The sequence below is a fragment of the Streptomyces sp. NPDC005784 genome (assembly GCF_042871525.1).
Lineage (GTDB): Bacteria > Actinomycetota > Actinomycetes > Streptomycetales > Streptomycetaceae > Streptomyces.
The window spans coordinates 133,948-159,486 of sequence record NZ_JBIAIQ010000020.1; the positions used below are offsets into that span (position 1 = coordinate 133,948).

Annotated in this window: 22 protein-coding genes; 7 read left to right on the forward strand and 15 right to left on the reverse strand. The window is 71.7% G+C overall.

All coding sequences use genetic code 11. The features are described 5' to 3' along the window. Positions 1-94: 94 nt before the first annotated feature. The 10 genes from ACFYR3_RS28080 to ACFYR3_RS28125 form a co-directional block, all read right to left on the reverse strand. Complete coding sequence (locus tag ACFYR3_RS28080; RefSeq protein WP_355855801.1) at positions 95-1,429, reverse strand: hypothetical protein; 1,335 nt, start codon at positions 1,427-1,429, stop codon at positions 95-97. Positions 1,430-1,498: 69 nt separating this feature from the next. Further along, entirely contained in the window at positions 1,499-2,524 is a 1,026-nt protein-coding gene (locus tag ACFYR3_RS28085; protein ID WP_389284974.1) for a glutamate ABC transporter substrate-binding protein, read from the reverse strand. Positions 2,525-2,538: 14 nt separating this feature from the next. Next, positions 2,539-3,978: a hypothetical protein gene (locus ACFYR3_RS28090; protein ID WP_389284991.1), complete on the reverse strand. Its 1,440-nt coding sequence runs from the start codon at positions 3,976-3,978 to the stop codon at positions 2,539-2,541. A gap of 365 nt (positions 3,979-4,343) precedes the next feature. Beyond that, entirely contained in the window at positions 4,344-5,378 is a 1,035-nt protein-coding gene (locus ACFYR3_RS28095; RefSeq protein WP_355855810.1) for a BadF/BadG/BcrA/BcrD ATPase family protein, read from the reverse strand. Continuing rightward, on the reverse strand, positions 5,375-6,640 hold the full coding sequence (locus tag ACFYR3_RS28100) for a 6-phospho-beta-glucosidase (protein ID WP_389284975.1): 1,266 nt from the start codon (positions 6,638-6,640) through the stop codon (positions 5,375-5,377). The genes ACFYR3_RS28095 and ACFYR3_RS28100 overlap by 4 nt, the downstream gene beginning before the upstream one ends. 2 nt (positions 6,641-6,642) lie before the next feature. Beyond that, positions 6,643-7,536 carry a carbohydrate ABC transporter permease gene (locus ACFYR3_RS28105; RefSeq protein ID WP_355855816.1) on the reverse strand — a complete coding sequence of 298 codons (894 nt, stop codon included), beginning with the start codon at positions 7,534-7,536 and terminating at the stop codon, positions 6,643-6,645. A 3-nt stretch (positions 7,537-7,539) separates the two neighbouring features. After that, complete coding sequence (locus ACFYR3_RS28110; protein WP_355855819.1) at positions 7,540-8,481, reverse strand: sugar ABC transporter permease; 942 nt, start codon at positions 8,479-8,481, stop codon at positions 7,540-7,542. Positions 8,482-8,491: 10 nt separating this feature from the next. Beyond that, positions 8,492-9,829 (reverse strand): ABC transporter substrate-binding protein, encoded by a 1,338-nt coding sequence (locus ACFYR3_RS28115; RefSeq protein ID WP_389284976.1) that lies wholly within the window; start codon positions 9,827-9,829, stop codon positions 8,492-8,494. Positions 9,830-9,889: 60 nt separating this feature from the next. Further along, positions 9,890-11,101: an ROK family transcriptional regulator gene (locus ACFYR3_RS28120; RefSeq protein WP_389284977.1), complete on the reverse strand. Its 1,212-nt coding sequence runs from the start codon at positions 11,099-11,101 to the stop codon at positions 9,890-9,892. Between the two features lie 327 nt (positions 11,102-11,428). After that, complete coding sequence (locus tag ACFYR3_RS28125; RefSeq protein WP_355855828.1) at positions 11,429-12,265, reverse strand: hypothetical protein; 837 nt, start codon at positions 12,263-12,265, stop codon at positions 11,429-11,431. A gap of 350 nt (positions 12,266-12,615) precedes the next feature. Here ACFYR3_RS28125 and ACFYR3_RS28130 point away from each other — a divergent pair, with 350 nt between their 5' ends. From ACFYR3_RS28130 to ACFYR3_RS28140, 3 genes are read left to right on the forward strand one after another with little or no spacing between them, the layout of a single operon-like run. Next, positions 12,616-13,281: a hypothetical protein gene (locus ACFYR3_RS28130; RefSeq protein WP_389284978.1), complete on the forward strand. Its 666-nt coding sequence runs from the start codon at positions 12,616-12,618 to the stop codon at positions 13,279-13,281. Next, a complete protein-coding gene (locus ACFYR3_RS28135) occupies positions 13,278-13,847 on the forward strand; it encodes a hypothetical protein (protein ID WP_355855834.1) in 570 nt (189 codons plus the stop codon). Before ACFYR3_RS28130 ends, ACFYR3_RS28135 begins: the two co-directional genes overlap by 4 nt. Then, positions 13,840-14,148, forward strand: a complete 309-nt coding sequence (locus tag ACFYR3_RS28140) for a hypothetical protein (protein ID WP_389284979.1) — start codon at positions 13,840-13,842, stop codon at positions 14,146-14,148. The genes ACFYR3_RS28135 and ACFYR3_RS28140 overlap by 8 nt, the downstream gene beginning before the upstream one ends. A gap of 196 nt (positions 14,149-14,344) precedes the next feature. On the opposite strand, the gene ACFYR3_RS28145 is transcribed toward ACFYR3_RS28140, so the two are convergent. Both ACFYR3_RS28145 and ACFYR3_RS28150 read right to left on the reverse strand, forming a co-directional pair. After that, positions 14,345-14,965 carry a Uma2 family endonuclease gene (locus ACFYR3_RS28145; protein WP_389284980.1) on the reverse strand — a complete coding sequence of 207 codons (621 nt, stop codon included), beginning with the start codon at positions 14,963-14,965 and terminating at the stop codon, positions 14,345-14,347. A 287-nt stretch (positions 14,966-15,252) separates the two neighbouring features. Then, positions 15,253-16,368, reverse strand: coding sequence for a mechanosensitive ion channel domain-containing protein (locus tag ACFYR3_RS28150; protein WP_355855842.1), 1,116 nt, complete (start codon positions 16,366-16,368; stop codon positions 15,253-15,255). A 273-nt stretch (positions 16,369-16,641) separates the two neighbouring features. On the opposite strand from ACFYR3_RS28150, the gene ACFYR3_RS28155 reads away from it, so the two are divergent. Next, positions 16,642-17,178: an HNH endonuclease gene (locus ACFYR3_RS28155; RefSeq protein ID WP_326787747.1), complete on the forward strand. Its 537-nt coding sequence runs from the start codon at positions 16,642-16,644 to the stop codon at positions 17,176-17,178. Positions 17,179-17,229: 51 nt separating this feature from the next. Here ACFYR3_RS28155 and ACFYR3_RS28160 read toward each other — a convergent pair whose 3' ends face one another. Together ACFYR3_RS28160 and ACFYR3_RS28165 are read right to left on the reverse strand one after the other, a co-directional pair. Next, entirely contained in the window at positions 17,230-17,745 is a 516-nt protein-coding gene (locus ACFYR3_RS28160) for a hypothetical protein (RefSeq protein WP_355855845.1), read from the reverse strand. 500 nt (positions 17,746-18,245) lie between these two features. Continuing rightward, a complete protein-coding gene (locus ACFYR3_RS28165) occupies positions 18,246-21,545 on the reverse strand; it encodes a beta-N-acetylglucosaminidase domain-containing protein (RefSeq protein ID WP_389284981.1) in 3,300 nt (1,099 codons plus the stop codon). A gap of 298 nt (positions 21,546-21,843) precedes the next feature. Here ACFYR3_RS28165 and ACFYR3_RS28170 point away from each other — a divergent pair, with 298 nt between their 5' ends. The 3 genes from ACFYR3_RS28170 to ACFYR3_RS28180 all read left to right on the forward strand — a co-directional run bounded on the left by ACFYR3_RS28170 (position 21,844) and on the right by ACFYR3_RS28180 (position 24,610). Continuing rightward, positions 21,844-22,113 (forward strand): hypothetical protein, encoded by a 270-nt coding sequence (locus ACFYR3_RS28170; protein ID WP_389284982.1) that lies wholly within the window; start codon positions 21,844-21,846, stop codon positions 22,111-22,113. Then, positions 22,113-24,269 (forward strand): 4-alpha-glucanotransferase, encoded by a 2,157-nt coding sequence (gene malQ, locus ACFYR3_RS28175; protein WP_389284983.1) that lies wholly within the window; start codon positions 22,113-22,115, stop codon positions 24,267-24,269. Before ACFYR3_RS28170 ends, malQ begins: the two co-directional genes overlap by 1 nt. A gap of 101 nt (positions 24,270-24,370) precedes the next feature. Next, the gene (locus tag ACFYR3_RS28180) at positions 24,371-24,610 is read left to right on the forward strand and encodes a hypothetical protein (RefSeq protein ID WP_355855854.1); all 240 of its coding nucleotides are present in this window, start codon (positions 24,371-24,373) and stop codon (positions 24,608-24,610) included. 144 nt (positions 24,611-24,754) lie between these two features. Here ACFYR3_RS28180 and ACFYR3_RS28185 read toward each other — a convergent pair whose 3' ends face one another. Further along, complete coding sequence (locus ACFYR3_RS28185; RefSeq protein ID WP_389284992.1) at positions 24,755-25,366, reverse strand: TetR family transcriptional regulator; 612 nt, start codon at positions 25,364-25,366, stop codon at positions 24,755-24,757. Between the last annotated feature and the right edge of the window lie 173 nt (positions 25,367-25,539).

The following is a 25,539-nucleotide window of genomic DNA, read 5'->3' on the forward strand; positions in this document are numbered from 1 at the left end:
GCCGCCCATGTCCTCGTACGACCCCTCGCAACCGGGCCGCGCGCACTTCTGTTCACTCACCGGCTGCTCACTCACGCCGCATCCCCTTCAACGCTCACGCGTCGGGCCCCCTCCGGTCCGCACGGTCATGAGGCCCGCCCTGCTCGGGCACCTGCGGGCTCAGCAGTTCGGCGGCCGCCCGCTGATAGCGCAGCACCGCCTCCTCCGCCACCCGCAGATCACAGGGAGCGCTCCACAGCATGCGCCGGGCCGCGTCGTAGCGTTCCACCAGGAACGGGTCCTCGGCGAAGCCGTGCCGGGCGACCTTCGCCTTGTACGCGTCGAGACGGCCGCGCAGCTCCGCACGGACCGCCAGCGGCTGGGTGACCGCCGTCAACGACTCGCGGGCGCGCAGGAGTTCGTACTCCGCCTTCTCCTCCAGCGCCTCCAGAAGCGGAGACAGCCGGTGCCACTGCGCGTGCCTGCGGTACTCCGCGGCCGTCGCCAGCTGCTCCTGCAACACCGTCGGCGGACCGCTGACGGCCGGTACCTCGGACGCGGCGATCTTCGCGAGCACCTCGCCGCGGGCACTGCGCGCCTCGGCGAGCGTGCGGTCCGCGCGGCTGAGCACGTCCCGCAGCTTCACCAGCCGCGCCTCCGCGTCCTGCCGCACGGTGAGCACCGCGTCGATCTCCCGGCGCACCTCCTCCAGGGCGCGCGCCTCACGGTCGTACGCCTTGGTGTCGGGGCGGCCGCCGCCCGGGGCCGAACTCCCTTGCGCGGGAACCCAGAAGGCCAGCGGGTCGGAGACCACCCGCTCGCGCAGGGTGGTCAGCGTCCGGGTGATCCGCTCCAGGTCGTCGCCCGACGGGTGCTCCCCGGGGCGCACGCCCACGGAGTGCGCGAGTGCGCGGGTGCGCTGGAGCTCCGCGGCCAGTAAATCTATCCGGGCGGGCAGCGCGGACCACACGGCGTCCGCGGTGACGACCATGTCGAGCGAGGTCGCGTACAGCTCGTTCATCCGGTCCACCAGCGCGGCCAGCGTGAACCGCTCGCTGAGCTTGCCGGTGCCGGCCAGGGTCGGCGCGTTCGCGGTGGCCGTGGTGGAACCGGCGACCGTGATGCCCGAACCGCGCAGCAGCTCGGTCAGTTCGACCAGGTCCTCACGGCTGGACCAGCGTCTGCGGGACCGGATCTCGCGCGCGGAGCGCAGCGCGTCCGTGTACGCGTCGAAGTAGGCCCACAACAAGGTGATCGACGCCTCCGCGGACGCCCAGCGCTCCTTGGTCGTGCCGGTGAGTTCGGCGCCTTCCAGGAGTCTGCGGCCCGCGTGGTCCTGCAGGGCGAGGAGCGAGGTCTCGATGGCCTCGTGCTCCGCGCCGAGGCGCGCCAGCGCACGGTCCGCCTCGTCCCGGTCCATCACCGGCCCGGGGGGTCCCGTGACGCCCATCGATCACCTCTCGTTCTCGTGCGTTTCCCGCGCGCTCGGTGTGAGCGGCCGGTCAACTCTCCAGTGGTATCAGGTCGGTCGCTTGTACTGGGCGACGGGCGGGTTCTCGGAGGGGGAGTTCGCGCCGAGGGTCGGAGCGAGCCAGTGGTCGTACGACTTCTGCCAGCCGTCCTTGCGGTAGTCCGCGAGTATCCGGTTGACCCGGCGTACCAGATCCTCGGAACCCTGTTTCATCGCCACGCCGTAGTACTCGGTGGTGAAGGGGCCGCCCTTGAGCTCGACCGTGGGGTCCTGGGCGGCCTGGCTCGCGGCGAGCGCGCCGTCGGTCACCACCGCGTCGACCTCGCCGAGCTGGAGGCGCACCAGACAGTCGAGCTGGTTGGGCACGGGCGGGGCGATGATGGCGGAGGGGGCGAGCGTGCCAGCGTCCCGGTCCGCCGTCAGCTGGTCGTACGCGGTGGAGGTCTTCGCCGAGCAGATCCTCTTCTCGGCGAGGGTCTTGTCGTACCCCGTGATGCCCGACTTCGTCGGGGCCAGCACTTGCTGGCCGGTCTTGAAGTAGGGCGCGGAGAACGCGACCTGCTTCAGACGCTCACAGGTGATCGTCATGGTGCGCACCACCATGTCGACCTTGCCGCTCTGGATCGCGGGGATGCGCTGGCTGGTCGGGACGGCCCGGAACTGGACGGCGTTCGCATCGCCCAGGATGTCCTTGGCGATCGCGTGGACCAGGTCGATGTCGAAGCCCTCCAGGTCGCTGCCGGCCTTCGGGTTGTTCGGGTCGCGGTAGCCCCAGTGGTAGCTGTTCTGGTCGACGCCGACGATCAGCCGCCGGTCCTTGCGGTTCTTGATGGCGTCGATCGTCGTCCCGTCCGCGTCCGAAGGGGCGAGGCTCTGGTTCTGCGGGTCGCTGCAGTTGGCGGCCTTGGCCTGGGCGCCATGGGCCAGGCCCTGCCCTCCCATGGCCGTGCCGCCGTCCCCGCGCGCGGAGTTCGGCAGCAGCAGTGCGAGGACCAGGGCCGTCGCGCAGGCGACGGCCATCGCGCCCACGCCGCCCCAGCCCTTCAGGCTCGCCCTCAGACGTCGTGCGATCATCGCCGCTCCCCCTCTCACCGGTACTCCGAAAGCCTGCGCCCGATGCCGAGCACCGCGCCCGCCGCGGCCAGCACCGCGAGGACCGCGGCACCGACCGGGAGGCCGGTCATGGCGCCCAGGCCGTTGCTCGCCGCCCGCCGGAACTCGCTCTGCTCGTGCGTCAGCGCGAGCTTCAGGTTCTTGTCGACGCCGTCGAAGCAGTCGCCCGTGGGCTTCTTGTCGGCGGATCCGATGACCCGGTCCAGCGCGAGCTGGTACTGGCCGTCGTTGTCGGCCTTGCGGGCCTCCTTGTGACGCAGCTTCCATTCCGTCATGTTGGCGGTCGCGGCCTGTACGGGTTTCTCGCCCGACTGGTCGTCCGCGAGGTCCGCCGCCACCGCGAGGCCCTTGGTGAGCGTCTTCATGTCCTGGTCGAAGCTGTAGTCGTACAGGTCCACGGTCGTCTTGCCGTCGGCCAGGGTCTTGGTCTCGGCGCCCCGGCTGACCAGGGTGAGGTTCTCGTTGCCGCGGGCCTTCAGGGAGGCGATCTGGGCGTCGTGCAGCACGTTCAGGGAACGGACGCCGTGGTCGTAGGACTCGTTCAGCCCGGACCGGGCGACCGTGTGCCCGACGGTGAGCCACAGCAGGACGACCACGGACGCCGCGGTGGCGGCGGCCATCCCCTGGTTCAGCACCCGGTTCGTAAGGCGGTAGTTGCGCCGCTGGGCCCAGGCGAGGGCGCCGAGCGCGACGAGACCGAGGGCGATCGCGGGCCACGGGTAGGGCTTGGACTCCGCGTAGTCGGCGTTCAGCCGCTGGTTCTCCCGGTTGTAGAGCTGCTCGGCCTTGGGGAGCATGTCGTGCTGCATCTTGTCGTTCGCGTACCGCAGATACGCGCCACCCAGCGGGTAGCCCTGCCGGTTGTTGGCGCGGGCCCGCTCGATCAGGCCCTTGTACTCGGGCAGCAGCTCGTTCAGCTGGGTGATGGTCTTGGCCGAAGGGGAGCCGGGATCCGAGCTGTTGGCCGCGGTGATCAGCTTCGCGGCCGCTGTCCTGATGTCCTCCTCGTAGCGGTCGCGGGAGGCCTTCGTCTCCTGGCCGCCCGCGAGGAAGCCGCTGGAGGCCGCGGTGTTGGCGTCGGCGAGCGAGCGGTAGATGTCCGCCGCGCTCGCACTCAGCGGCTGGCTGCTGTGCAGCACGTTGTCCGCGGCGGCCGAACGCTCCGTCATCTGCCAGGCGGTGACCGTGCCGAACGCGACGACCAGCAGGGCGAGGAAGGCGCCGATGATCCGCAGCCGCCCCGGCTCCGTCGTCGCCGCGGCCCGCAGCCGGTCCACACCCTCCGCCCACGCCGTACGCCGTGGCGGGGCGCCGGGAGCCGGGGGGACGCTCTGCGGGGTGCCGAACCCGGCCTGCGGCACGGGGGATCCGCCCGGCGGCCCGGGAGGCCCGGACTGTGCCGGCACGGCCGGCATCGGGGGCGCGCCCCGCCCCGGTGGCGCCGCGCTGCCCTTCGGCGGGTGTGTCACTGTTTGACCTCCCCCATGGTCATCCGGTCGGTCACGCTCGCCGCGGACGCGGATGCGTGGCCTACCGGCGTACGTGCACGGCGGCAAGTATCGCCGCCGGGACCGGCATCCGCACAGGCCTTGCCTGGATCTTGTTCGGATCACGGCGCAGCACGATTTCCCCGCGCCACCCCCCTTCCCATGAACACGTGTTCCGGTTCTGTTTGGTTCCCGCCCCTTCGCGCCAGGTCATGGCGGTTAGGGAGCAGTCGTACGTCCGTACCGGCGTCACTCGCCCCGCGGGCCTCCTCAGCCCCGCCCCGCAGGCCTCCTCAGCCCCGTTCGTAGAACGCCCGCACCCGCGCGTGGATCTCGTCCTGGGCCCGTACGTGGTCCAGGCCCAGGAGCGCCGCCCCCAGCACCGGCGGGGCCGTGACCACCCGGGGGACCGCCTTGGGCGCACGGGCGGCCAGGAGTTCGTGGATGCGGTCGTCGAGCTGGGGATGGCGGGCGGCGAGGATGCTGCCGCCGAGGAGGACCGGGGTCTCCTCGGCCAGGAGACCGAGGCGGGTCAGGGCCACCGTCGCCATCGCGACCACCTCGTCCGCGAGCCGGTCGACGAGTGCGCGGGCCACCGGATCGCCGTCCACCGCCGTGGCGAACAGGACCGGGGTCAGCTCGTGGCGCCGCGCGTTGCCGATGTGCTCCAGGTGCAGGGCCTCGATGAGCGCGTACATGGAGTCCAGGCCGAAGTGCGCGGGCAGGGTGCGGGCCAGCGCGGTCGGTCCGCCCCGGCCGTCCTCGGCCCGCGCCGCGTGCCACAGGGCCTCCTCCGCCAGGCCCCAGCCGCCGCCCCAGTCACCGGAGATACGGCCGATGGCGGGGAAACGGGCGGTGCGGCCGTCGGGCCGCATGCCGACGCAGTTGATGCCGGCCCCGCAGACGACGGCGACACCGCGCGGCTCGGCGATCCCGGCCCGCAGGATCGCGAAGGTGTCGTTGCGCACCTCCACCCCCGCGCCCCACGCCCGTGCGTGCAGCGCGGCCGCCAACTGCTCCTCCTCCACGGGCAGATCGGCGTTGGCGAGGCAGGCGGAGACATGGTCGACCGAGGTGACGCCCGCCTCGGCGAAGGCCCGCCGCACGGCGTCGGCGACCGCGTCCACCGCTGTCTCGACGCCGACCGCCGGGGGCCGGAACCCGCCCCCGCGCGCGGTGCCGGTCACCCGGCCGTCCGCGGCCACCACGGCGACGTCGGTCTTGCTGTTCCCCGCGTCGATGGCCAGTACGAGGCCCGAGGGGCCGGACCCGGCGTCCGCGGGCCGGGATTCGGCGGCCGTCCCGGCGCCGGATTCCGTTGACGTCATGCCCACGCGAGGTGCTCCCGGTTGTGCGCGATCAGCTGGTCGGTCAGGGTGTCGGCGTAGGCGTACTGGCCGATGAGGGGGTGCGCGAGCAGCGCCCGGAAGACCCGGTCGCGCCCGCCGCGCAGCGCGGCTTCCAGCGCGAGGTCCTCGTACGCGGTCACGTTCGCCATGAGACCCGCGTACAACGGGTCCACGGCCGGCACCGGCAGCGGCGCGGGCCCCTTGGAGTTGACCGCGGCCTGCACCTCGATCACCGCGTCGTCCGGCAGGAACGGCAGGGTTCCCCGGTTGTACGTGTTCACCACCTGGTAGGGGCTGCCGCCCCCGCCGAGCAGCGCGGCGGCGAGATCGACGGCCGCCTCGGAGTAGTACGCGCCGCCCCGCCTGGCGAGCAGCTCCGGCTTCTCGTCGAGCGCGGGGTCGCCGTACATCGTCAGCAACTGCCGCTCCATCTCCGCGACTTCGGCGGCCCGGGAGGGCTTGGTGCGCAGCTCCCGGACGACCTCGTCGTGCGCGTAGAAGTAGCGCAGGTAGTACGAGGGGACCACGCCGAGGCTCTCGACCAGGGCGCGCGGCAGGCGCAGGTCCTCGGCGACGGCGGCGCCGTGCTCGGCGAGCAGCTTCGGCAGGACGTTCTCGCCCTCGGGACCGCCCAGGCGCACACCGGTCTCCCAGGTGAGGTGGTTGAGGCCCACATGGTCGAGATGCACCTCGGCGGGGGAGACCCCGAGCAGTCCGGCGAACTTCCGCTGGAAGCCGATCGCCACGTTGCACAGCCCGACCGTCTTGTGGCCCGCCTGGAGGAGGGCGCGCGTCACGATGCCCACCGGGTTGGTGAAGTCGATGATCCACGCGTCCGGGTTGGCCCGGCGGACCCGCTCCGCGATGTCCAGCACCACCGGAACCGTGCGCAGCGCCTTGGCCAGGCCGCCCGCGCCCGTCGTCTCCTGTCCGACGCAGCCGCACTCCAGCGGCCAGGTCTCGTCCTGCCGGCGGGCCGCCTGACCGCCGACACGCAGCTGGAGGAGCACCGCGTCGGCGCCTTCCACGCCCGCGTCCAGGTCGGACGTGGTGACGATCCGGCCCGGGTGGCCCTGCTTGGCGAAGATCCGGCGGGCCAGGCCCCCCACCAGCTCCAGGCGTTCGGCGGCCGGGTCGACCAGGACCAGCTCCTCGACGGGCAGGGTGTCCCTGAGCCGCGCGAAACCGTCGATGAGTTCGGGGGTGTAGGTCGACCCTCCGCCGACCACGGTGAGCTTCATGGTTAGCCCTTCACTCCGGTGAGCGTGACACCCTCGACGAACGCCTTCTGCGCGAAGAAGAACACGAGGATCACTGGGGCCATGACCAGCACGGTCGCGGCCATGGTGAGATTCCAGTCGGTGTGGTGCGCGCCCTTGAACGACTCCAGGCCGTACGACAGGGTCCAGGCGCTCTGGTTCTCGGACGCGTAGATCTGCGGGCCGAAGTAGTCGTTCCAGGCGTAGAAGAACTGGAAGAGCGCGACGGCCGCGATGCCGGGCTTCGCCATCGGCAGGACGACCTTCAGCAGCGTCCGCAGGTCCCCGCACCCGTCCACCTTGGCCGCGTCCAGGTACTCGTTCGGGATGGTCATCAGGAACTGGCGCAGCAGGAAGATGGAGAACGCGTCCCCGAACGCCATCGGGATGATCAGCGGCCACAGCGTGCCGGACAGGTCCAGCTGCTTCGCCCAGAACAGGTACATCGGGATGATCACGACCTGCGGCGGCAGCATCATCATCGAGATGACCAGCATCAGCGACAGATTCCGGCCGCGGAAGCGGAACTTGGCGAGCGCGTAGGCGACCGGGATCGACGAGACGACGGTCAGCACGGTGCCGAAGCCCGCGTACAGCAGGGTGTTCTTCCACCAGGTGAGGAAGCCGGGGGTGTCGAAGACCTTCTTGTAGTTGCCCCACTCCCAGGTGTGCGGGATCAGATCGCGGCTGAGTGCCTGGCTGTCGCTCATCAGCGAGGTCAGGAACACGAACACGAAGGGCAGCACGAAGAACAGGGCGGCCGCGACGCCGAGGGAGTGGATCGCGACCCACTCCAGGAGGGCCTTGCGGCGGGCGGTGCGCTCGGCGGGGGAGACCTGTGCGGCCAACTCCACCGGCTTGTCGAGTACTTGAGTCATCGGTCAGTCACCTGCCTGGATGAGACCGCCCCGGCGCCGCATCAGGAACGCGGTGAACACCATGGACAGGGCGAACAGCACGAGCGCGACCACACAGGCGGAGCCGTAGTCGAAGCGCTGGAAACCGAGGTTGTAGACGAGCTGCGGCAGGGTGAGCGTCGACTTGTCGGGATAGCCGGGCTCGAACTGCGTACCGGCGCCCTGGATGACGCCCGAGGCGACCTTCCCCGCGATCAGCGGCTGCGTGTAGTACTGCATGGTCTGGATCACGCCGGTGACCACGGCGAACATCACGATCGGCGAGATGTTCGGCAGCGTCACGTAGCGGAAGCGCTGCCACGCCGAGGCCCCGTCCAGCTCGGCGGCTTCGTACTGCTCCGTCGGCACGTCGAGCAGCGCGGCCATGAAGATGACCATCAGGTCGCCGATGCCCCACAGGGCCAGCAGGGTCAGGGCCGGCTTGGACCAGGCGGGGTCGTTGAACCAGCCCGGAGCCGAGATGCCGGCCTTGTCCAGGAGCGAGTTGACCGGCCCCGTACCGGGGTTGAGGAGGAAGGCGAAGGCCATGGTGGCCGCCACCGGCGGGGCGAGGTAGGGCAGGTAGAAGAGGGTGCGGAAGACACCCGTGCCCGTCCTGATCTTCGTGATCAGCAGTCCGACGCCGAGCCCGAACAGCACCCGCAGGGTCACCATGACGAGGACCAGCCACAGGGTGTTGCGCAACGCGGGCCAGAACAAGGGGTAGTTCTCGAAGACGTACGTCCAGTTCTTCGTTCCGCTCCACGTCGGCGGCTTGAAGCCGTCGTAGTGCATGAAGGAGAAGTAGACGGTCGAGATCAGCGGGTAGGCGAAGAAGACCGCGAAACCGATCAGCCAGGGCGACATGAAGGCGAGGGTCCGCAGCGCCGAACGGCGGCGCTTCGAAGCCAGCGTGACAGTACTCATCGGCGTGCGGCTACTTCGCCTGCGCGATGTCCGTGTCGATCTGGTTGGCGGTGGATTCCAGACCCGCCTTCAGATCCTTCGACTTGCCGCTCTCGTAGTCGTATCCGAACTGCTGGATCGTCACGAGGTAGGTGCCGCCGTTGATGGACGCCGGAGTCGTCGTCGAGTTCGGGTTCGAGGCGATGTCCAGGAACGTCTTGAACCGAGGGTCGTACTTCAGCTTGGGCGACTTGAGGGCCGCGAGCGTCGAGGGCACGTTGTGGATGTCGTTGGCGAAACCGACCACCGCGTCCGTGTCCGTGGTCATGTACTTCACCAGCTCCCAGGCCGCCTTCCGCTTCTTGCTGGTGGCCGCGATGCCCGCGATGGTGCCGGTGATGTAGCCCTTGCCGTACTGGTCCGCCCGGTCGTCCGGGACGGGCAGCGGGGCGACGCCGATCTCGAAGCCCGGCTTGGCCTCCTCGGCCATCCCGAGCCGCCATTCGCCGTCCAGTTGCATGGCGACCTGACCGGTGTGGAAGGGGTGCTTGCGGCCCCATTCGTCACCGAGCTTGGAACGGTAGGTCTCCAGTTTCTTGAAGCCGCCGAGTTCGTCGACGAGTTTCTTCTGGAGGGTGAACCCGGCAGTGAAAGCGGGGTCCTTGGCGATGTTCGACTTGCCGCTGCTGTCGAAGTACGTCGGCGAGAACTGCCCGAAGTAGTGCTCGGTGGTGGACTCCCAGCCGTGGTAGTCCGGCATGAAGCCGAGCTGGGAGTACGAGTCGCCCTTGGAGATCGTGAGCTTCTTGGCGTCCGCCTCGAACTCCGACCACGTCTTCGGAGGGCTGCTGATCCCGGCCTTCTCGAACGCGTCCTTGTTGTAGTAGAGCCCGTACGCGTCACCGAGCAGCGGCACCGTGCAGCGGTTGCCGTCGAACTGGGTGTACTCGTTCATCGTCTTCGGGAACGTCGTCTCGGGGTCGATGTCGGCCTTCTTGAAGAAGGGGTTCAGATCGACGAAGGCGCCGGACGAGCAGAACTTGCCCACGTTGTTGGTGGTGAAGGAGGAGACCACGTCGGGACCCTTGTCGCCGCCCGCGCGCAACGCCTGGTTGATCTTGTCGTCGGTCATGTTGCCGACGACGTTCACATGGATGTTGGGGTGCGCCTTCTCGAAGCCCGCGACCAGCGACTGCACGGCCTTGACCTCGTTCGGCGCGCTCCAGCCGTGCCAGAAGTTGATCGTCTGCTCCTTGGAGGCGTCATCGCTTCCGCCCGCGTCGGACTGGCCGGTACAGGCGGTGGCGAGGAGGGCTATCGAGGCGGAAGCGGCGAGCGCGACAGCCGCCTTTCGGGATATTCCGGGCATGGCGAGATCTCCCTGCGAAGGACGGGGCGGGACGGAGGAGTTGCGGGCTTGGGGGCGGGTTCAGCGGGAGGTGTCGAAGACCTCGTCGCGGGTGGCTGCCAGGGCACTTTCCAACGCGCCGCGCAGTACGGGGTGTTCGTGTACGTCGCCGACGACGAGGCGCGGCCGGGACGCGGCCAGCTCCTCCAGCTCGGCCTGGACCAGGGCGCGCAGCGGTTCCCCGCCCGCGGTGAGCGAAGCTCCGCTGAGGACGACCAGCTCGGGGTCGAGCACGGAGACCAGGGAGGCCAGACCGGTGGCGAGCCCGGTCGCGTACGTCTCCAGGAGCTGCCGGTAGGGGCCCTCGTCGACGACGGCGGCCCGTTCGACCACGGTGGCCGCGACCTCGGCGTACGGGCCCGTGGGCAGGTCCTTGATGCCGAGCTCGCGCGCCAGCTTGGGGATGGCCTGCGAACCGGCCAGCTCCTGGTAGCCACCGCTGTTGGCCCGGGTCACCTGGCGCACCAGGGGCGCGCCGGGCACCGGCAGGAAGCCGACCTCGCCCGCGCCGCCGGTCCAGCCGCGGTGCAGCCGGCCGCCGAGCACGAGCGCGGCGCCGAGGCCGCCCTCGTTCCACAGCAGGACGAAGTCCTCGTGCCCCCGGGCGGCACCGAGCCGCTGCTCCGCGATGGCGACGAGGTTGACGTCGTTCTCGTACTCGACGGGCATCGGCAGCGCCGCCGCGAGCTCGTCGAGGAGGGTGGGTGAGTGCCAGCCGGGCAGGTGCGAGGCGTAGCGCAGCCGGCCGGTGTTGGGGTCGAAGGCGCCGGGGGTGCCGATGACCAGGCGGCGGACGTCGTCGCGGGCGAGCCCGGCCGCCTTCACCGCGCCGTCGAGGGCGTCGGTGACCTGGCGTACGACGGGCTGCGACTGGCGGCGGCCCGGGGTGGGCAGTTCGTACTCGCCGACCGTCCGGCCGGTGACGTCGGCGACGGCGGCGAGGATGCGCTCGGGGGTGACGTCCAGGCCCGCCGCGTGGGCGGCGCCCGGATTGACCTCGTACAGCTGGGCACTGGGGCCCGGCCGTCCCTCGCTCGTGCCGGTGGCCAGGACGAGCCCGGCGGCTTCCAGCCGGGCGAGGAGCTGCGAGGCGGTGGGCTTGGACAGCCCGGTCAGCTTCCCGATCCGGGTTCGCGAGAGCGGTCCGTGCGCGAGCAGCAGATCGAGGGCGGCGCGGTCGTTCATCGCGCGCAGAACGCGGGGAGTGCCCGGCGTACCGGCGGATCCTGCCATGTCTGTCGCCACCTGCCCTTCTTGGCCGACCAGTGTCCCAGGGGTGCCTTCGGGAAGTCCACCGCAAGATCATTGTTAGGAAAGTTTCCTATTGCTGGTGCGAGGAAAGTAGGCCGGACTGGGCGGAGGCGTCAAGAGAAACCGCCTCCTAGGCAACAGAGTCGTTACCTGGGGGGCGGGGTCAGGGGCAGGGGGCGGGCGGCGGTGGCGGCGGCGGGAAAACGCGAAGCCGCCCCCGCCGCGGACGAACTCGTCTGCGGCGGGGGCGGCTTGGGGTGCTGCGGGTGCTGCGGGTGCTGGGGTGAGTCCGAGGAGGGCCCGGCCCGGTTACTTCACGTCGACGTAGTCGCCCGTGGCCGTGGCGGTACCCGTGGTGGTCGTGCCCGCGAACGTGTAGCGGTACGTGCCGTCGGCCGAGGCCTTGACCGTGGTGGTCAGCGCGCCCGCCGTGCCGGACGTCACCGTCTTGACGGTCTTGTAGGCCGTCGCGCCCTTGGCCTTGAACTGGAGGGCGACCGGCTGGCCCGTGTAGCCCGCGTACTTGGTGGTCGCCCAGTCGGCGCGGGTCAGCGCGCCCTTGACGGTGAGGGTGCTGCCCTTCTTCACCGGCTCGGGGGTGGCGTTGGTGGTGAGCTTGGCGGCGCGCTTGACCTGCGCGGTGCCGGGGAGGCCCCACATGTCGTAGCCGAAGTTGAAGCTGATGTGGTTGCCGTCGTCGTCGGTGGACGAGGTGGAGCGGCCGTAGAACGCGGCCACCTTCCAGGTACCGGCGTCCGCCGCCTCGAAGAAGTAGTCCTGGGGTGCGATGGAGATGACCTCGGTGCAGGAGGCGATGACCGTCGCGGCCGTCGTGGCCGTCGTGGTGCACTTCGCGGCTTCGTCCGACTCCATCTCGTTCTGCAGCTTCGCGAGCGACGGCCCACGGTACAGAGCGATGCCCGCGTCGTTCGCCAAGCCGTCGAGGACGAGGTCGGCCGGGCGGACCAGGGTGTACTTGACCGGGACGTTCACCGTGGCGGCGGTGCCGACGACGATCGCCTTGCCGTTGTTGACCACCACGTTGGAGAAGGTGAGGTCCGGCGTGGCGGCCGAAGCGGACGGCACGGCCAGGGCGGACAGGGCCAGGGCGCCGGAAACGACGGCGCCTATGGCGTACTTGCGCATGGATTTCCCCACATTCGAGGCGGGCCCCCGGGCGTTGAGCTCCAGAACAAGGGCCTGCTGTTGGGGCGACAGTAGACCTTGAAAAATGCGGCCGGAATGCGGGGGTCGTGTGAAGGGGATCGCGTCCGGGCCCGTGCGCGTGGCAGGCGGTGGGGGTGATTCCGGCACGTCGGCGGCGGGGCGGCCCCACCCATCACGGCTTCGTCACGATCGACCCGTGTGTGGTGGGGTGGAGTGCGGGACATTGTGGCGATCCGCCCCCTTGAACGGGGGAACTTCGCGGTGCGGGTGACGGTGGCCCAGGTGCTCCGCCGTCACCGTCACAAGATCTCCTTCTTATGATCCGCCGCATGAAAGCGAACCGTTCGGTGTGGGCCGTGGCGACGTGTCTGGTCGCGGTCTTCGTCGTGTCCTGCGGGGGCGGTGACGGCGCGACTCGTTCGGTCCCGGGGAAACGCTCCCGGGTGGCGCCCGCGACCTCCAGTGCCTCGCCGGACTGCTCCAAGGCCGCCATACGGTGGGGCGAGGTGACGGTGGGCAGGAAGCTGATCGCCGTGTCGCAGCTCGTGACGGTGGAGGACGGCCGGAAACCCGGGTGGGTCGAGCTCGCGCCCCACCACGTGCGGACCGTGACGTCCCGTATCGAGGCGGGCGGTACCGGTGTGCCGGCACGGCGCGTCCTCGCCTCGCTGGAGAAGCGGCTCGGGTACGACTCGCCGACCTTCAAGAGGCCCGGGACATCGACGTCCGCCCGGCTGGAGAAGGAGGAGCTCGGCCGTGTCGACTTCCTCGGGCATCCCGGGCGATTCGTCGAGGCCGCGGGAGTCGGAGTCGTCGACGCGAGCTTCGCCCTCGACTGCTCAGGCACCAACGGCGCCACCGTCACACCGGTCTACGGCACCCTCACCTCGTGGTACGGGAACAGCGGGGCCTCGATGAAGTGCGGGATCGTGCCGGACAAGGGCAAGTGGTTCCGCGAGGCCTACGACATGGTCTGCCCGGGGGCTCACTCATGAAGCTGTTGATGGCGTGCTGGCGCGCGGCCGCGGCCAAATGTGTGGCACCGGCGCTCACCCTGACGGTCCTCGACTTCGTGAACGACGGTTTCACGTTCACGTGGAAATCCGTGACCGAGACCGTGGTCTTCAAGCCCCTGATGTGGGGAATCCTGTCGCTCGGGCCGGCGGCCTTCGGGGTGTGGTCGCTGCGGCGGCGGGCCGGTGCGGCCGGCATCGCCCTCTCCGCCGACGCGCTGGAGGCGCGGCAGACGCACGTACTGCGCCCGGTGCCGTTCTCGGACGGGCGGCAGGAGCGGGTACGCGAGGAACTGCTGGCCTCGGAGCGGGCGTTCCTCGTCGCCGGGAAGGGCCACGAGATCCACTTCCGGTGGCGTCCAGGGCGCGGCAAGCAGTCCGTCCGGGGATCGATGTCCTTCGACGAGCCCTCGGGAGACGTCGTCCTCGACGTCCGGGACGGTGAGGGACTCCTGGGGGTGGCCGGACTGGGCAAGGGGTCCTCGTTCGCAGCGGTGTGCCAGATAGCCGGCGCCACCGGGCTGCAGTCGGGGACCGCTCGTGGATGACCTGTCCTGGTACGGCGTCCGGTGTGTGTTCCGCGATCGTCGGCTGGGCGTCTACGAGGAGCGGGTGACGCTGTGGACCGCCCGCTCCTCGGACGAGGCCATCACCCGCGCGGAGGCCGAGGCCGTTGAGTACTGCGAGGGACTGGACGGTACCGAGTACACCGGCTTCGCCGAGTCGTTCCGGATGTACGGGATGCCGGAGGAGGGGGCCGAGGTCTTCTCGCTCATGCGGGAGAGCGACTTGCCTGCCGGCGCCTATGTGGGAAAGTTCTTCGCGACGGGTCGCGAGCGGTCCGGCTGACGGCCGAGCCGGGTCCTGACATGGTGAACTGCGCCCAGGCGGCCGAGGTGCTCCGCCATCACCGTCACGGGTTCCACTTCTTACGACAGCGTGACGACCTCGCTCCGGGGCCGCACAAGTGACTCCCTGGCCTTTGGCGTGGACCCCGGCAACGAGCCCTCGGTCCAGGAGGCGTGCGGGCTGACGTGTCGTCCGCTCAGTCGCTGAGGAAGGGCGTCGTGTCCAGGGCGGGGTAAGGGGCCGGGAGGGGGAGCGGGCCGCCCAGGTCCACCTTTGTATCGGCGCTGTAGTAGGCCTCGGCGGGGTCGTCCCCGGGGAGGACGGGGTCCGCGTAGCAGTGGGCTGTCCCGATGTCGCGGTTGATCAAGACGTAGACGGGGATGCCGGCGGCAGCGTAGGTGCGGAGCTTCGGGCCGGTGTCCGCCCAGTGGTTGGTCGAGGTCACTTCGCCGACCAAGGCGATCATGTCGGCTGGATACCAGCCTTTGTGTACCTTGCGGTACGACTCGTCGAGTTCGGAGGCCGGGCGGCGCCGGACATAGAAGTCCGGAATGAGCAGGGCCATGGTGCTGCCGTCCTTGTGGGCCGCACGGTAGCCGTTGCCCATGCCCGCCAGCTCGAACCCGGCATTGAAGAACTGGACCGCGAGCTTGAAGGCGCCGTCGTTGTGCGTGTCGTTCGGCTGCGCCGGCGCGATGACCGTCCCCTCGACATACTCGGGCCGAATCGGCATCGGCGACGCCTCTTCGATCGCGATCATCAGGTCGATGGGGTCCACGTGCGTCATCACCGGCTCCATGATCGGTTCCGCGCTCATCGCTCGGTGTGCTTGTCACGCTGGTGCCAGGCCAAGCCCGCGCTGGGCGCCCCTGCAGAACGATGGGGCACCCGGCGCCCTCACGCCGCCGGATGCCCCGACGTTCACTCGAACGAGAGTGCTGAAACCGTTCCTCGGGCTGGTGTTTCCCCTACGTCACCCGCGGTGCCGCCCGCCGAGGGTTGCGGGCCCGCTCGCATGGACGAAGGGGCGGCGCCCCGAAAACCCGGGTGCCGCCCCCTCTCACGTACAGCCGGTGCTGTCCCGGCCTCGTGCCTGCAGTCGGCCTACTTCGGCGCGCCCGACGGAGCCGGGACCGAGCCGGGGGCCGGGATGGGGGCCGTCGCTTCCGACTGGGGGGAAGCCGGGTTCCCCAGTGCGGACGGGGCCGCCACCGCGGACGTCGGGTCGAGGGGCTCCTCGTCCACCGGTGCCGTGGGCCCGCCCACGATGCGGATGTCCGCCGCGTCGAAGGCGCGCTTGATGCGCCAGCGCAGCTCGCGCTCCACGGACATGGCCTTGCCGGGCATCGTCTTGGCCGAGACGCGGACCACCATGGAGTCGAGGAGGACGCTGTCCAGGCCCAGGATCTCGATCGGGCCCCACAGGCGCTCGTTCCAGGGCTCTTCCTTGCTGATGGTCTCGGCGACGTCGCCGATCACGGACCGGACGTGGTCCAGGTCCTCCGAGGCGCGGACCGTGACGTCCACACCGGCCGTGGCCCAGCCCTGGGAGAGGTTGCCGATCCGCTTGACCTCGCCGTTGCGGACGTACCAGATCTCGCCGTTGTCGCCGCGCAGCTTGGTCACGCGCAGGCCCACCTCTATGACCTCGCCGGAGGCGACGCCCGCGTCGATCACGTCGCCGACGCCGTACTGGTCCTCGAGGATCATGAAGACGCCGGAGAGGAAGTCGGTGACCAGGTTGCGGGCGCCGAAACCGATCGCGACACCGGCCACACCCGCCGAGGCGAGCAGCGGGGCCAGATTGATCTCGAACGTGCCGAGGATCATCAGCGCGGCCGTACCCATGATCAGGAAGGACGCGACCGAGCGCAGCACCGACCCTATGGCCTGGGAGCGCTGCCGACGGCGCTCCACGTTGACCAGCAGGCCGCCGAGCGTGGTGCCGTCGACGGCCTCCGCGGTGCGGCTCATCCGGTCGATGAGCTTGGTGATCGCCCGCCGCACGAACACTCTCAGTACGGCGGCGACCACCAGGATCAGCAGTACACGCAGACTTATGGCCAGCCAGGTCGACCAGTTCTCCTCGACCCAGCTCGCCGCGTGGGTCGCACTTTCCTGGGCGTCCTGAAGCGTGGGGGTCACCGGACCGGTCGACGCCGAGGGGGACGGCGACGGGGTCGAACCGGCGGCCAGGGCCAATAGGACGGGCAGGGACACAGCAGGTACCTCCAGGCGTAGCGGTCTGCCCGCGGCCGTGGACACAAGAGGGGTGCCGTTCGGGCAGAACCACAACCCTAACGGGGCAACGCGCGAGGCTCGTTGCCATGCTCAGGGGAGAGACCGTGCTCACCTGGGGATGAAGGGGGTGTGGTCGAAAACACTCCCAGCCCGTTACCGGGACATGGTGGCGCTTCCACCAGGCATGAGGAGAGACTGGCTACAGATCGTCCCGGCGCGAGCCACGCGCCGCCGGCGTACAAGGAGGCATCCGTGCCGCACGTCCTGGTCCTCAACGCGTCGTACGAGCCGCTCGGCGTCGTACCGCTCCACCGCGCGCTCGTCCTCGTCCTTGAGAACAAAGCCGTCTCTCTCGAGGAATCCGGCGCCTTCATGCACAGCGCGACCGTTACTGTCCCCGCACCCAGCGTGGTCCGGCTGAAGAGGTTCGTACGGGTTCCCTACCGAGGGCCCGTCCCGCTGACCAGGCGAGCTCTGTTCGCCCGTGACGGCGGCCGGTGCATGTACTGCGGTGGCGTCGCAACCAGCGTCGACCACGTCATCCCGCGCTCCCGCGGAGGTCAGCACGCCTGGGACAATGTGGTGGCGTCCTGCCGCCGCTGCAACCACACCAAGGCCGACCGCCACCTGGTCGAGATCGGCTGGCGCCTGCGCCACAAACCCGCCCCGCCGACGGGGCTCGCATGGCGCATCATCGGAACGGGGCACAGGGACCCACGCTGGATGCCCTACCTCCAACCGTACGGCGCGGACGACGCCATGGCCCGGATCGACGGCATTTCAGCCTGACGATCCGGGCCTTTGTGTTGGCTCACGAGGCCCGGCCCGTGCGACCCCGTCTCAGAGGCGGGGTCCTTCGGGACGGGCCCCGCGGGCTGCGCAGAGTGCCGTCCCGACGACGAAGAGTGCGACACCGGCGGCCCAGGCGCCGTGCTGCGGACCCGGCTGGATGAGCCAGCCCACGACTGTTGCCTTGTTCACACGGGGCGAGGAGGCCGAGAGGCACACGGCGCTGAAGTACAGCGTCGTCGGCATCCAGCTCAGCCGGGCGCCGATCAGCACCGCGCCGCCCGCCGTGATGCCGATGGCCCCCAGCGTGTTGCGGACCATCGCCGCCGCGCCGAACTCCTGCGCGTGTCCGGGCACGGCGAGCGCCAGCAGCGCCGCCGCGAGGGCGCTGAGGAACAGCAGGTGGGCCAGGCGCCGGGGCCACCAGCGGCGTACGGCCGTGTCGTCCAGCTCGCGGGTGTACGAGTGGAGGCTCGCACCGGTCGCCGCCGCGGCCAGCAGCGGGGCGAGCGCGACCAGCGGCACCCTGCGGTACGGGTCGAGGTAGGCGTCCGGACGGCTCGCCATCCACACGGTGAGCAGCGCGGCACAGGCCAGGGCGGCGAGGGTCGTCGGGATGCCGCGCGAGCGGGAGTACAGGGCGAGGGAGCGGAACCGCCGGCCGTCCGGGCCGGGCTCGGTGGCGCCGTTCGGGTTCGTGTCCGGGTCGGTGCCGGTCGGGTTCGTGCGCGGGGCGGCGCCGGCCCGGGCGGGGGTGTGCGCCGGACGGTCTCCGCCCGGCTGGAGGCGGGTGTTTCATCGGCCGGCCCCGTCGCCGCGCGGTGGCCGCGCAGCGCCGTCGTGTCACCGCGTTCGATGGCGTTGCCGTCGGACTCGGGGTCGGCGCAGCGTCTCGTCAGCCGTGCGTGCAGTCGGCCGGCATGCCGGTCGTACAGTGCGGCCATCGCCGCCGAGTCTCCGTCCGAGACGGCCCGCAGCAGCGCCGCGTCCGTGTCGTCGTCCCGGGGGCCCCCGCGGGGGCGGAACAGTCTCACACCCCGTCTGTCGACCGCTTCGGCCCCGCCGGTTCACGGTGCGGCGGATTCCTGCCCGCCGGCCGCCTCCGCGACCGCGTACGCCTGCGCCGACCACAGTGAGTATCCGTACCGCGTCGCCCGATGGATCCCCTGGACGCGCACGTAGCGGACGTCGCGTTCGTCGAAGCGCAGGGACTCCTGGCCGCCGCGGCCGTCGTTCACGGTCGTCGCCGTGCGCCAGACGCGTCCGTCGGCGGAGACCTGGACGCGGTATGCGGACGGGTGCGCGTCCTGCCAGCTCAGCACGAGCCGGCCGAGACGCACCGGCTCGGCGAACTGCACCTGCCACCAGGCGCCGTTGTCGACCGGGGAGGACCAACGGGTCCCCGGATCACCGTCGTTGGCCGCCGCAGCCGGGAAGTCGGAGGTCTCGTCGCCGGACGAGGAGGCCGTGCCGGTGAGGGCCAGGTCGGGGCCCGCCGTGCGCGGGAAGGCGCGGACCGTCAGGGTGCGGGTCTGCGAGCCGAAGGCGACCGTGACGTCGTACGTGCCCGACGGCGTCCCCGGCGGGACCGTGACCTCGACGAGGCTGTCGACGACGGCGCCGCGGGAAAGGGTCGGCGAAGGCCGCGAGACCTTGACCTCGATGCCCTTCGGGGCCCGCGCGGTCAGTTCACCGCTGACGTCGGTGGGGCGCAGCGACGTCAGCCGGGCCGTGATCCGCTGCGTGCCGCCGATCTCCACGTCCGTCGTGGAGCGGGCCAGTTCCAGTGCCGCGGCGGGGGAGTCCGCGAACCAGGGCACGAGATGGTGGACCTGCGAGGGCGCGGGACCGCTGACCCGGAGCGCGTCCGCGCGCACGCCCGCCGCGCCGACCTCCGTCGCGCCCCCGGCCGCGAGCGCACCGAGGTACCGCCAGCCCTCGCCCGGGACGTGCGCCTCGACGAAACCCGTCGTATCGGGGTCGGTGAGCACGCTCACGGCGGTGAGGGTGCGGGGGCGCGGGAGGAGGACGACGCGGCCGTCCTGCCCGGTGCCGTCCCCCGGCGTGCCGCCGTCCTGCCGCTGGTCGCCCTGGCCGGCACCACCGTTGTCCGCGGGGCTGCCGCCGTCCGCGCGTCCGTCGTCCGCCGTCGCGTCGTCGCCGGTCCTCGTGCCGCCGTCCCCCGCAGCTCCGGGGTCCTTCGGGATGTCGTGGCCCGCGGAGGGCTCGTTGTCGAGGCCCGCCCACCTCTCGTACGCCGTGCGGGCCCGCGTGAGGAACGGGTCGAGCACGCCCTTGCCGACCGTCACCCCGCTCGCCGCGAGCTCGGCGCGCAGCCGGTTCAGCGTGCGGTACGCCGTCCACGCCGCCGTCGCGTCACCGCTCGACTGGGCGCTCAGCAGCGTGACGGCCGTCTCGCCGGCCTCGCCGTAGCGCGCCAACTGCTCGGTCCAGGGCTGCACTTCGGTGGCGATCGGGCGCCCCGCCAGCCGTTTCGGAGTCTCGCGCATCACCGTGAACGCGGCGCGCAGCCGCTCGGCCGCGCTCTCGTTCGCGGCCCGGTCCGTGGTCGTCCGCGCCTGCCAGAAGGCCTCCATGAGCGGGCGCAGATACGCCGACTCCTCGCCGCCCAGAACGGAGGACGCGTCGTTCCCGGCCAGCGCGCGGAGCGCGTCCGCGCTCCGGGCGTCGCCGTCCGCGAGGTCCTCGATCGCCGCTCCCCAGGACTCCTGGGGCCGGTAGTCCCGCGGGTTCCAGGCGTAGTCGGCCGCGGTGAACAGCGGGATGCGGGAGGCCTCGGCCTGGGGCATCGCGTTGGCCAGCAGGGCCGCCGAGCCCGAGGCCACCGCCGGCTCGCGCCCCTGATAGGGGCCGAGGAACACCCGGTCCTGCGCGTAGTCGTTGACGGGGTAGTTGTCCATGGTGACGAGCGGGTGGCTGCCGAACACCGCGCGGGTACGGGCCAGTTCACCGCCCGTGATCGTCTTCGGCACGACACCGACACCCGTCCACGCGACCTCGACACGCCTGTCCAGGGCGCTCGCCAGCTGTCGCCGGTAGTCGGTCGAACCGTCCTCGTAGTACTCCGTCGGCATCAGGGACAACGCGGCCACGTCCGGGTGGCGGTCGGCGAGATGCCGGGCCACGGCGTTCGCCACCCGCGCCTGCGCCTTCGCCGCCGCCTCGGAGCCGGAGCCGAACGCGTCCGCGTCCGCCCCGCAGTGCCATTCGGTGTAACTGACGTCCTGGAACTGCAGTTGGAAGGCCCGGAACCCGAGCGCCCACATGGCGTCGAGCTTGCGCGTCAGCGCCTTCACATCGGCGTCCGAGGCGAAGCACATCGCCTGTCCGGGGGCCACCGTCCAGGTCAGCGTGACGTGATTGCGGCGCGCCCGCTCCGCCAGGTCCCGGAAGTGGGCGCGCTCCCCGGCCGGGTACGGCTCGCGCCAGCGCGCCTGCCGGAAGAGGTCGTCGCCGGGCGCGTAGACATAGCGGTTCTGCTTGGTCCGGCCCATGAAGTCCAGCTGCTCAAGGCGCTGTTCGGGGGTCCAGGGGCTGCCGTAGAACCCCTCGGTGGTGCCGCGCACGGCGGTGCCGGGCCAGTCCCGGACGACGGCACCGGCGATCCGGCCGTCGGCGCCGAGGAGCTGACGCAATGTCTGCACCGCGTGGTACAGGCCGTCCTCGCCCACTCCCGCGAGGGCGACGGTGTCGCGGCCGTCGGTGCGGCCGACGGCCAGCCGGTAGCCGCCGGAGGGGAGATCGGCGCGGGGCGCGGCGCCGAGCGCCGTGAGCGCCCGCTCCAGGGAGCCCGACGCGGCGCGCGCGCCGACGAAGGAACTCACGCCCTGCCGAACGGTGTTCGCCGGTTCCGTGCCCATGCGCACCACCAGGGCGTGCGCCGGGAGCGCGTCACCGTCGCGCGCCGTCGTGAACGTACGGGCGCCGGCTTGCCGCAGCAGTGCGCGCAACGCTTCGAGGGCGTACGGGTCGAGCTCGGCGTCCGAGGCACGCGGGTCGATGCTCACGCCGGGGGCGTACGGGGTGAGAGGGGTGCCGGGGGGGTACGAGCCGGCCGGCGAGCCGGAGGGCACGCTGCCGAACGGGCCGGGCGGGCCGGATGCCGCCGGATACGTCGTGCCGGTGACCAGGACGACCTCGTCCGTGACCAGGACCGGAGCGCCGTTCGCGCGCAGCGACTGGGGGCGGGGCCAGACGGCGGGCACTCCGCTCCCGGTGGGCTCCCGGTCGTCCGCGGAGGCCGCCGGACCGTGAGTCGCCGCGACAGCCACGGGAGCCGTGCCGAACGCGCTCGCGACCACGGCGAACGCGAGTACGGTCGCTCCTTTTCCACGCCCGAGTCGCACGGTTCCCCCTCGTAGCCCGCCACCCCGGCTGCGGCGTCGGGGTGGCGTCGAGCCCACCATCCGGGTGGTGAGGGTGTCAACGAGAGTGGCCGATGTGCCGGGATTACCCCAGCCTGGAGGGGCGGCCCGGACATGCGGGACGGCGACAGAATGTGACCAGAAGCACGTTGTTCGTCCGTGTGTGTCTGCCGTCGCGCCCACGGGGTAGGGCTGCGGTGACCGTCAGGGCATCCCGTTTCCGGCACGATCCGCCGGAATGCCCTCGGCCGCCGTATCCGACCTCGACAAGGAGGCCCCTGTGGCCGTATCGGCACACCTTCTCCTCTCGGCCCTGTCCGAACGCGGAGCGGAGCCGTCCGTCCCCGGCTCCCGCGCGGGCCGGGCGTCCGTCGAGCCCGAGGGCGCCGGGATGTGTCCGCTCGACTCGGAAGGTGCCGGCGCCGAGGTGCCGCTGACCAGTGAGCCCCCGCTGCCCGACGCCGAGCCGCTGACCAGTGAGCCGCCGCTCGCGGACGCCGCGCATCTGACGAGCGAGCCCACCTCGACCGGCGCCGCATCGGGGGTCTGATGGCACCCAGTGGGCCCGCCGACCCGCCGCGGACGGCATCGGAGCCGGCGCCGCGGACGCCCCTGTCCCGGCTCGCCGAACTGCACGGTGTCGCCCCCGCCTACAGCCCGTCCCCGGACCGCACGGTCGCGGCCCCGGACACCGCGCTCGTCGCGATCCTGGCGGCGCTCGGCGTCGACGCGAGCACCCCGGACGCCGTGCGCGCCGCCCTCGCGCTCCACGAGGCCGAGACGGCGCGGCGGCTGCTGCCGCCGACGCTGGTGTGCTGGGGCGGCCTCGTCCCCGCCGAGCTCGCCGGACTGCCGGACGCCACCCGGCTGCGGATCACCACCGAGCAGGGCGAGACCCGAACCGAGGCCGACCACCTTCCGCCCGGCGTCCACAGGCTGCACGCCACCGCCCCCGACGGCCGCACCGCCGACGCCCACCTGGTCGTCGCCCCCACCCGGCTGCCCGCGCCGCCCGGGCGCACGTGCGGCCTGCTCGTCCAGCTCTACTCCCTGCTCTCCCGCCGCTCCTGGGGCATGGGCGACCTCGGTGACCTCGCCGAGCTGACCGCCTGGGCGGGGCGGGCGCTCGGCGCCGGATTCGTCCAGGTCAACCCCTTGCACGCGGCCGTGCCCGGCGACCCGACCGACCCCTCCCCTTACCGGCCCTCCTCCCGCCGCTTCCCCGACCCGGTGCACCTGCGTGTCGAGGACATCCCCGAGTACCCGTACGCCGAGGACCGCGACCGGCTGCGTGCGGTGCTGGAGCGCGCCGAACAGCTGCGCGAATCCGTCCTGCGCAAGGGCGCGCTGATCGACCGCGACGCCGTGTGGGACCTCAAGCGCGAGGTGCTCGAATCGGTCCGCGCGGTGCCCCTCGGGCCCGGCCGGCAGGCCGCGTACGCCGACTTCCTCGCCGAGGAGGGCCAGGCACTGGAGGACCACGCCACCTGGTGCGCGCTCGCCGAGGTGTACGGCTCCGACTGGCGGAACTGGCCCGAAGCCCTGCGCGACCCCCGCTCGTCCGGAACCGCCCGCGCACGGGGCGAACTGATGGACCGCGTCGACTTCCACAGCCGGCTCGCCTGGCTCACCGACGCCCAGCTCGCGCGCGCCCAGCGCTCCGCGCGCGACGCGGGCATGACCGTCGGGCTCGTGCACGACCTCGCGGTCGGCGTCCACCCCGACGGAGCCGACGCCTGGGCCCAGCAGGAGTACTTCGCGGCCGGCATGTCCGTCGGCGCGCCCCCGGACGCCTTCAACGCGCGCGGCCAGGACTGGGGCCTGCCGCCCTGGCGGCCCGACCGGCTCGCCGCCTCCGGATACGCCCCCTACCGCCGCCTGCTGCGCGCACTCCTGCGGCATGCCGGTGCCCTGCGCATCGACCACGTCATGGGCCTGTTCCGGCTCTGGTGGATCCCCCAGGGACAGCCGCCCACCGAGGGTTCGTACGTCCGCTACGACGCCGAGGCGATGCTCGCGATCCTGGTACTGGAGGCCTCGCGGGCCGGGGCGCTGGTGATCGGCGAGGACCTCGGCACCGTGGAGCCCGGGGTGCGCGAGACACTCCAGGAACGCGGGGTGCTGGGCACCTCGGTGATGTGGTTCGAACGCGACTGGGACGGCGACGGCCTGCCCCTGCCGCCCGAGACCTGGCGTGCCGACTGCCTGGCCACCGCCACCACCCACGACCTGCCGCCCACCGCGGCCCGGCTCACCGGCGAACACGTCGAACTCCGCGACCGGCTCGGCCTGTTGACCGGCTCCCTCGACGAGGAACGGGCGGCCGCCGCCGCGGACACCCGGGAATGGCTGGCCCTGCTCTCCCGGCTCGGGCTGCTGCGCGGCGCGAACGGCGGGGAACCCGCTTCGGCCGAGGAGGCCGAGATCCAGGCCGTGCACCGCTTCCTCCTGCGCACCCCCGCCCACCTGATCGGCGTCTGGCTCCCGGACGCGGTCGGCGACCGCCGCCCGCAGAACCTCCCCGGCACCTCGGACCAGTACCCCAACTGGCGCCTGCCCGTCGCCGACGCCGAGGGCCGCCCGGTGACCCTGGAGGAGCTGGCCGCCTCACCCCGGCTGCACGCCCTGATCGACGTGGTGCGGTCGGAGAGCGGCCGGACCGGCGCACCCGGGAGTCCCCCGAGCCACCCGCGCCGAGCCCCGTGACACCCGCACGGCACCCCCCGTGACCTCAGTACGGCGCCCCGGAAACTCCGTACGGCACCCCCGGGCGCGCGGCCCCGTCGGGTGTTCGCTACGTTTGCACCGTGGACAAGAAGAACGCTCTGCGCGCCGGTGCCCTGGCCGCCGGTACGACGCTGATGATGCTGCTCATGTCGTCCCCCGCCCTCGCGCTGACCCGCGACGACGGCGACGACCCCGGCTCCGGCCTGAGCGTGATCGAGACGCTCGGCCTCTACGTCGTGCTGCCGATCGCACTGTTCCTGGGCATCGCCGGCCTCGTGATGGTCCTGGACAAGTCCCACAAGCAGCCGAAGCAGGGCTGACCCCCGCCCTTCGCACCAACTCTCCGCCGAGGGAGTCCCCGCACCCACCGGTGCGCGGACTCCCTCGACGCGTTTCCGTGACCGCCCCGGCCACCGTGACCGCCCCGGCCGCCGCCGCGACCGCCGCGTCCTCCTGGACGGGTTCTAGGGGTGCGGAGCCGTCAGATACCGCTGCACCGTGGGGCCGAGCCACGCGATGATCTCCTCGCGGTGCAGGGCGACGGCCGGGGGCAGCCGCAGGATGTAGCGGGCGAGCGCGAGCCCGAGCAGTTGTGAGGCGCAGAGCGCCGCGCGGGCCGGAGCCTGTTCGGGGTCGGGGCAGGCGCGCCGGGCCACCGGCGCGAGCTGGTCCCTGAAGATGCTCTGCATCCGTTCGGCACCGGCCTGGTTGGTCACGCCGACCCGGAGCATCGCGGTGAGGACCTCGTTCTCCTCCCACAGGTCGAGGAAGTGGCCGACCAGGACGCGGCCCACGTCGGCCGGGTCGAGCGCCGCCGGATCGGGCAGCCGCAGATCGACGTCGAGCACGGCCGCGAACAGCCCCTCCTTCGAGCCGTAGTAGCGCATGACCATCGACGGGTCGATGTGCGCGTCCTTGGCGATGGCCCGGATCGTGGCGCGCTCGTAGCCGTCCGCCGCGAAGCGCTCGCGGGCGGCGGTGAGGATCGCGCCCCGGGTGGCGTCGGAGCGGCGGGACGCCGCCGCGGGTGCGCTGCCCGCTCCCGGGAGGGCTCCCGCGCCGGACTCGGACCCCATGCTGGACACCTGCCTCACGCTGGACACCTGCCTCGTGCTGGATCCGGACCGGGAGCCGGCACCGGCGTCGGACGCGCGCTGTTCCTCGACTGGCATGCCAACGACCGTAGGCCAACGGGTGTTGACAGTCCAGTGGCGCCCTCCTATGTTGGCCAACAAGCGTTGGCCAACAA

Coding starts and splice junctions, on each gene's coding strand:
- ACFYR3_RS28135 (WP_355855834.1), top strand. CDS start 13,278: ATGAAGCTGTTGATGGCGTGCTGGCGCGCGGCCGCGGCCAAATGTGTG.
- ACFYR3_RS28130 (WP_389284978.1), top strand. CDS start 12,616: ATGAAAGCGAACCGTTCGGTGTGGGCCGTGGCGACGTGTCTGGTCGCG.
- ACFYR3_RS28095 (WP_355855810.1), bottom strand. CDS start 5,378: ATGACGTCAACGGAATCCGGCGCCGGGACGGCCGCCGAATCCCGGCCC.
- malQ (WP_389284983.1), top strand. CDS start 22,113: ATGGCACCCAGTGGGCCCGCCGACCCGCCGCGGACGGCATCGGAGCCG.
- ACFYR3_RS28185 (WP_389284992.1), bottom strand. CDS start 25,366: ATGGGGTCCGAGTCCGGCGCGGGAGCCCTCCCGGGAGCGGGCAGCGCA.
- ACFYR3_RS28110 (WP_355855819.1), bottom strand. CDS start 8,481: ATGAGTACTGTCACGCTGGCTTCGAAGCGCCGCCGTTCGGCGCTGCGG.
- ACFYR3_RS28160 (WP_355855845.1), bottom strand. CDS start 17,745: ATGGCGAGCCGTCCGGACGCCTACCTCGACCCGTACCGCAGGGTGCCG.
- ACFYR3_RS28105 (WP_355855816.1), bottom strand. CDS start 7,536: ATGACTCAAGTACTCGACAAGCCGGTGGAGTTGGCCGCACAGGTCTCC.
- ACFYR3_RS28080 (WP_355855801.1), bottom strand. CDS start 1,429: ATGGGCGTCACGGGACCCCCCGGGCCGGTGATGGACCGGGACGAGGCG.
- ACFYR3_RS28085 (WP_389284974.1), bottom strand. CDS start 2,524: ATGATCGCACGACGTCTGAGGGCGAGCCTGAAGGGCTGGGGCGGCGTG.
- ACFYR3_RS28100 (WP_389284975.1), bottom strand. CDS start 6,640: ATGAAGCTCACCGTGGTCGGCGGAGGGTCGACCTACACCCCCGAACTC.
- ACFYR3_RS28125 (WP_355855828.1), bottom strand. CDS start 12,265: ATGCGCAAGTACGCCATAGGCGCCGTCGTTTCCGGCGCCCTGGCCCTG.
- ACFYR3_RS28145 (WP_389284980.1), bottom strand. CDS start 14,965: ATGAGCGCGGAACCGATCATGGAGCCGGTGATGACGCACGTGGACCCC.
- ACFYR3_RS28120 (WP_389284977.1), bottom strand. CDS start 11,101: ATGGCAGGATCCGCCGGTACGCCGGGCACTCCCCGCGTTCTGCGCGCG.
- ACFYR3_RS28090 (WP_389284991.1), bottom strand. CDS start 3,978: ATGCCGGCCGTGCCGGCACAGTCCGGGCCTCCCGGGCCGCCGGGCGGA.
- ACFYR3_RS28115 (WP_389284976.1), bottom strand. CDS start 9,829: ATGCCCGGAATATCCCGAAAGGCGGCTGTCGCGCTCGCCGCTTCCGCC.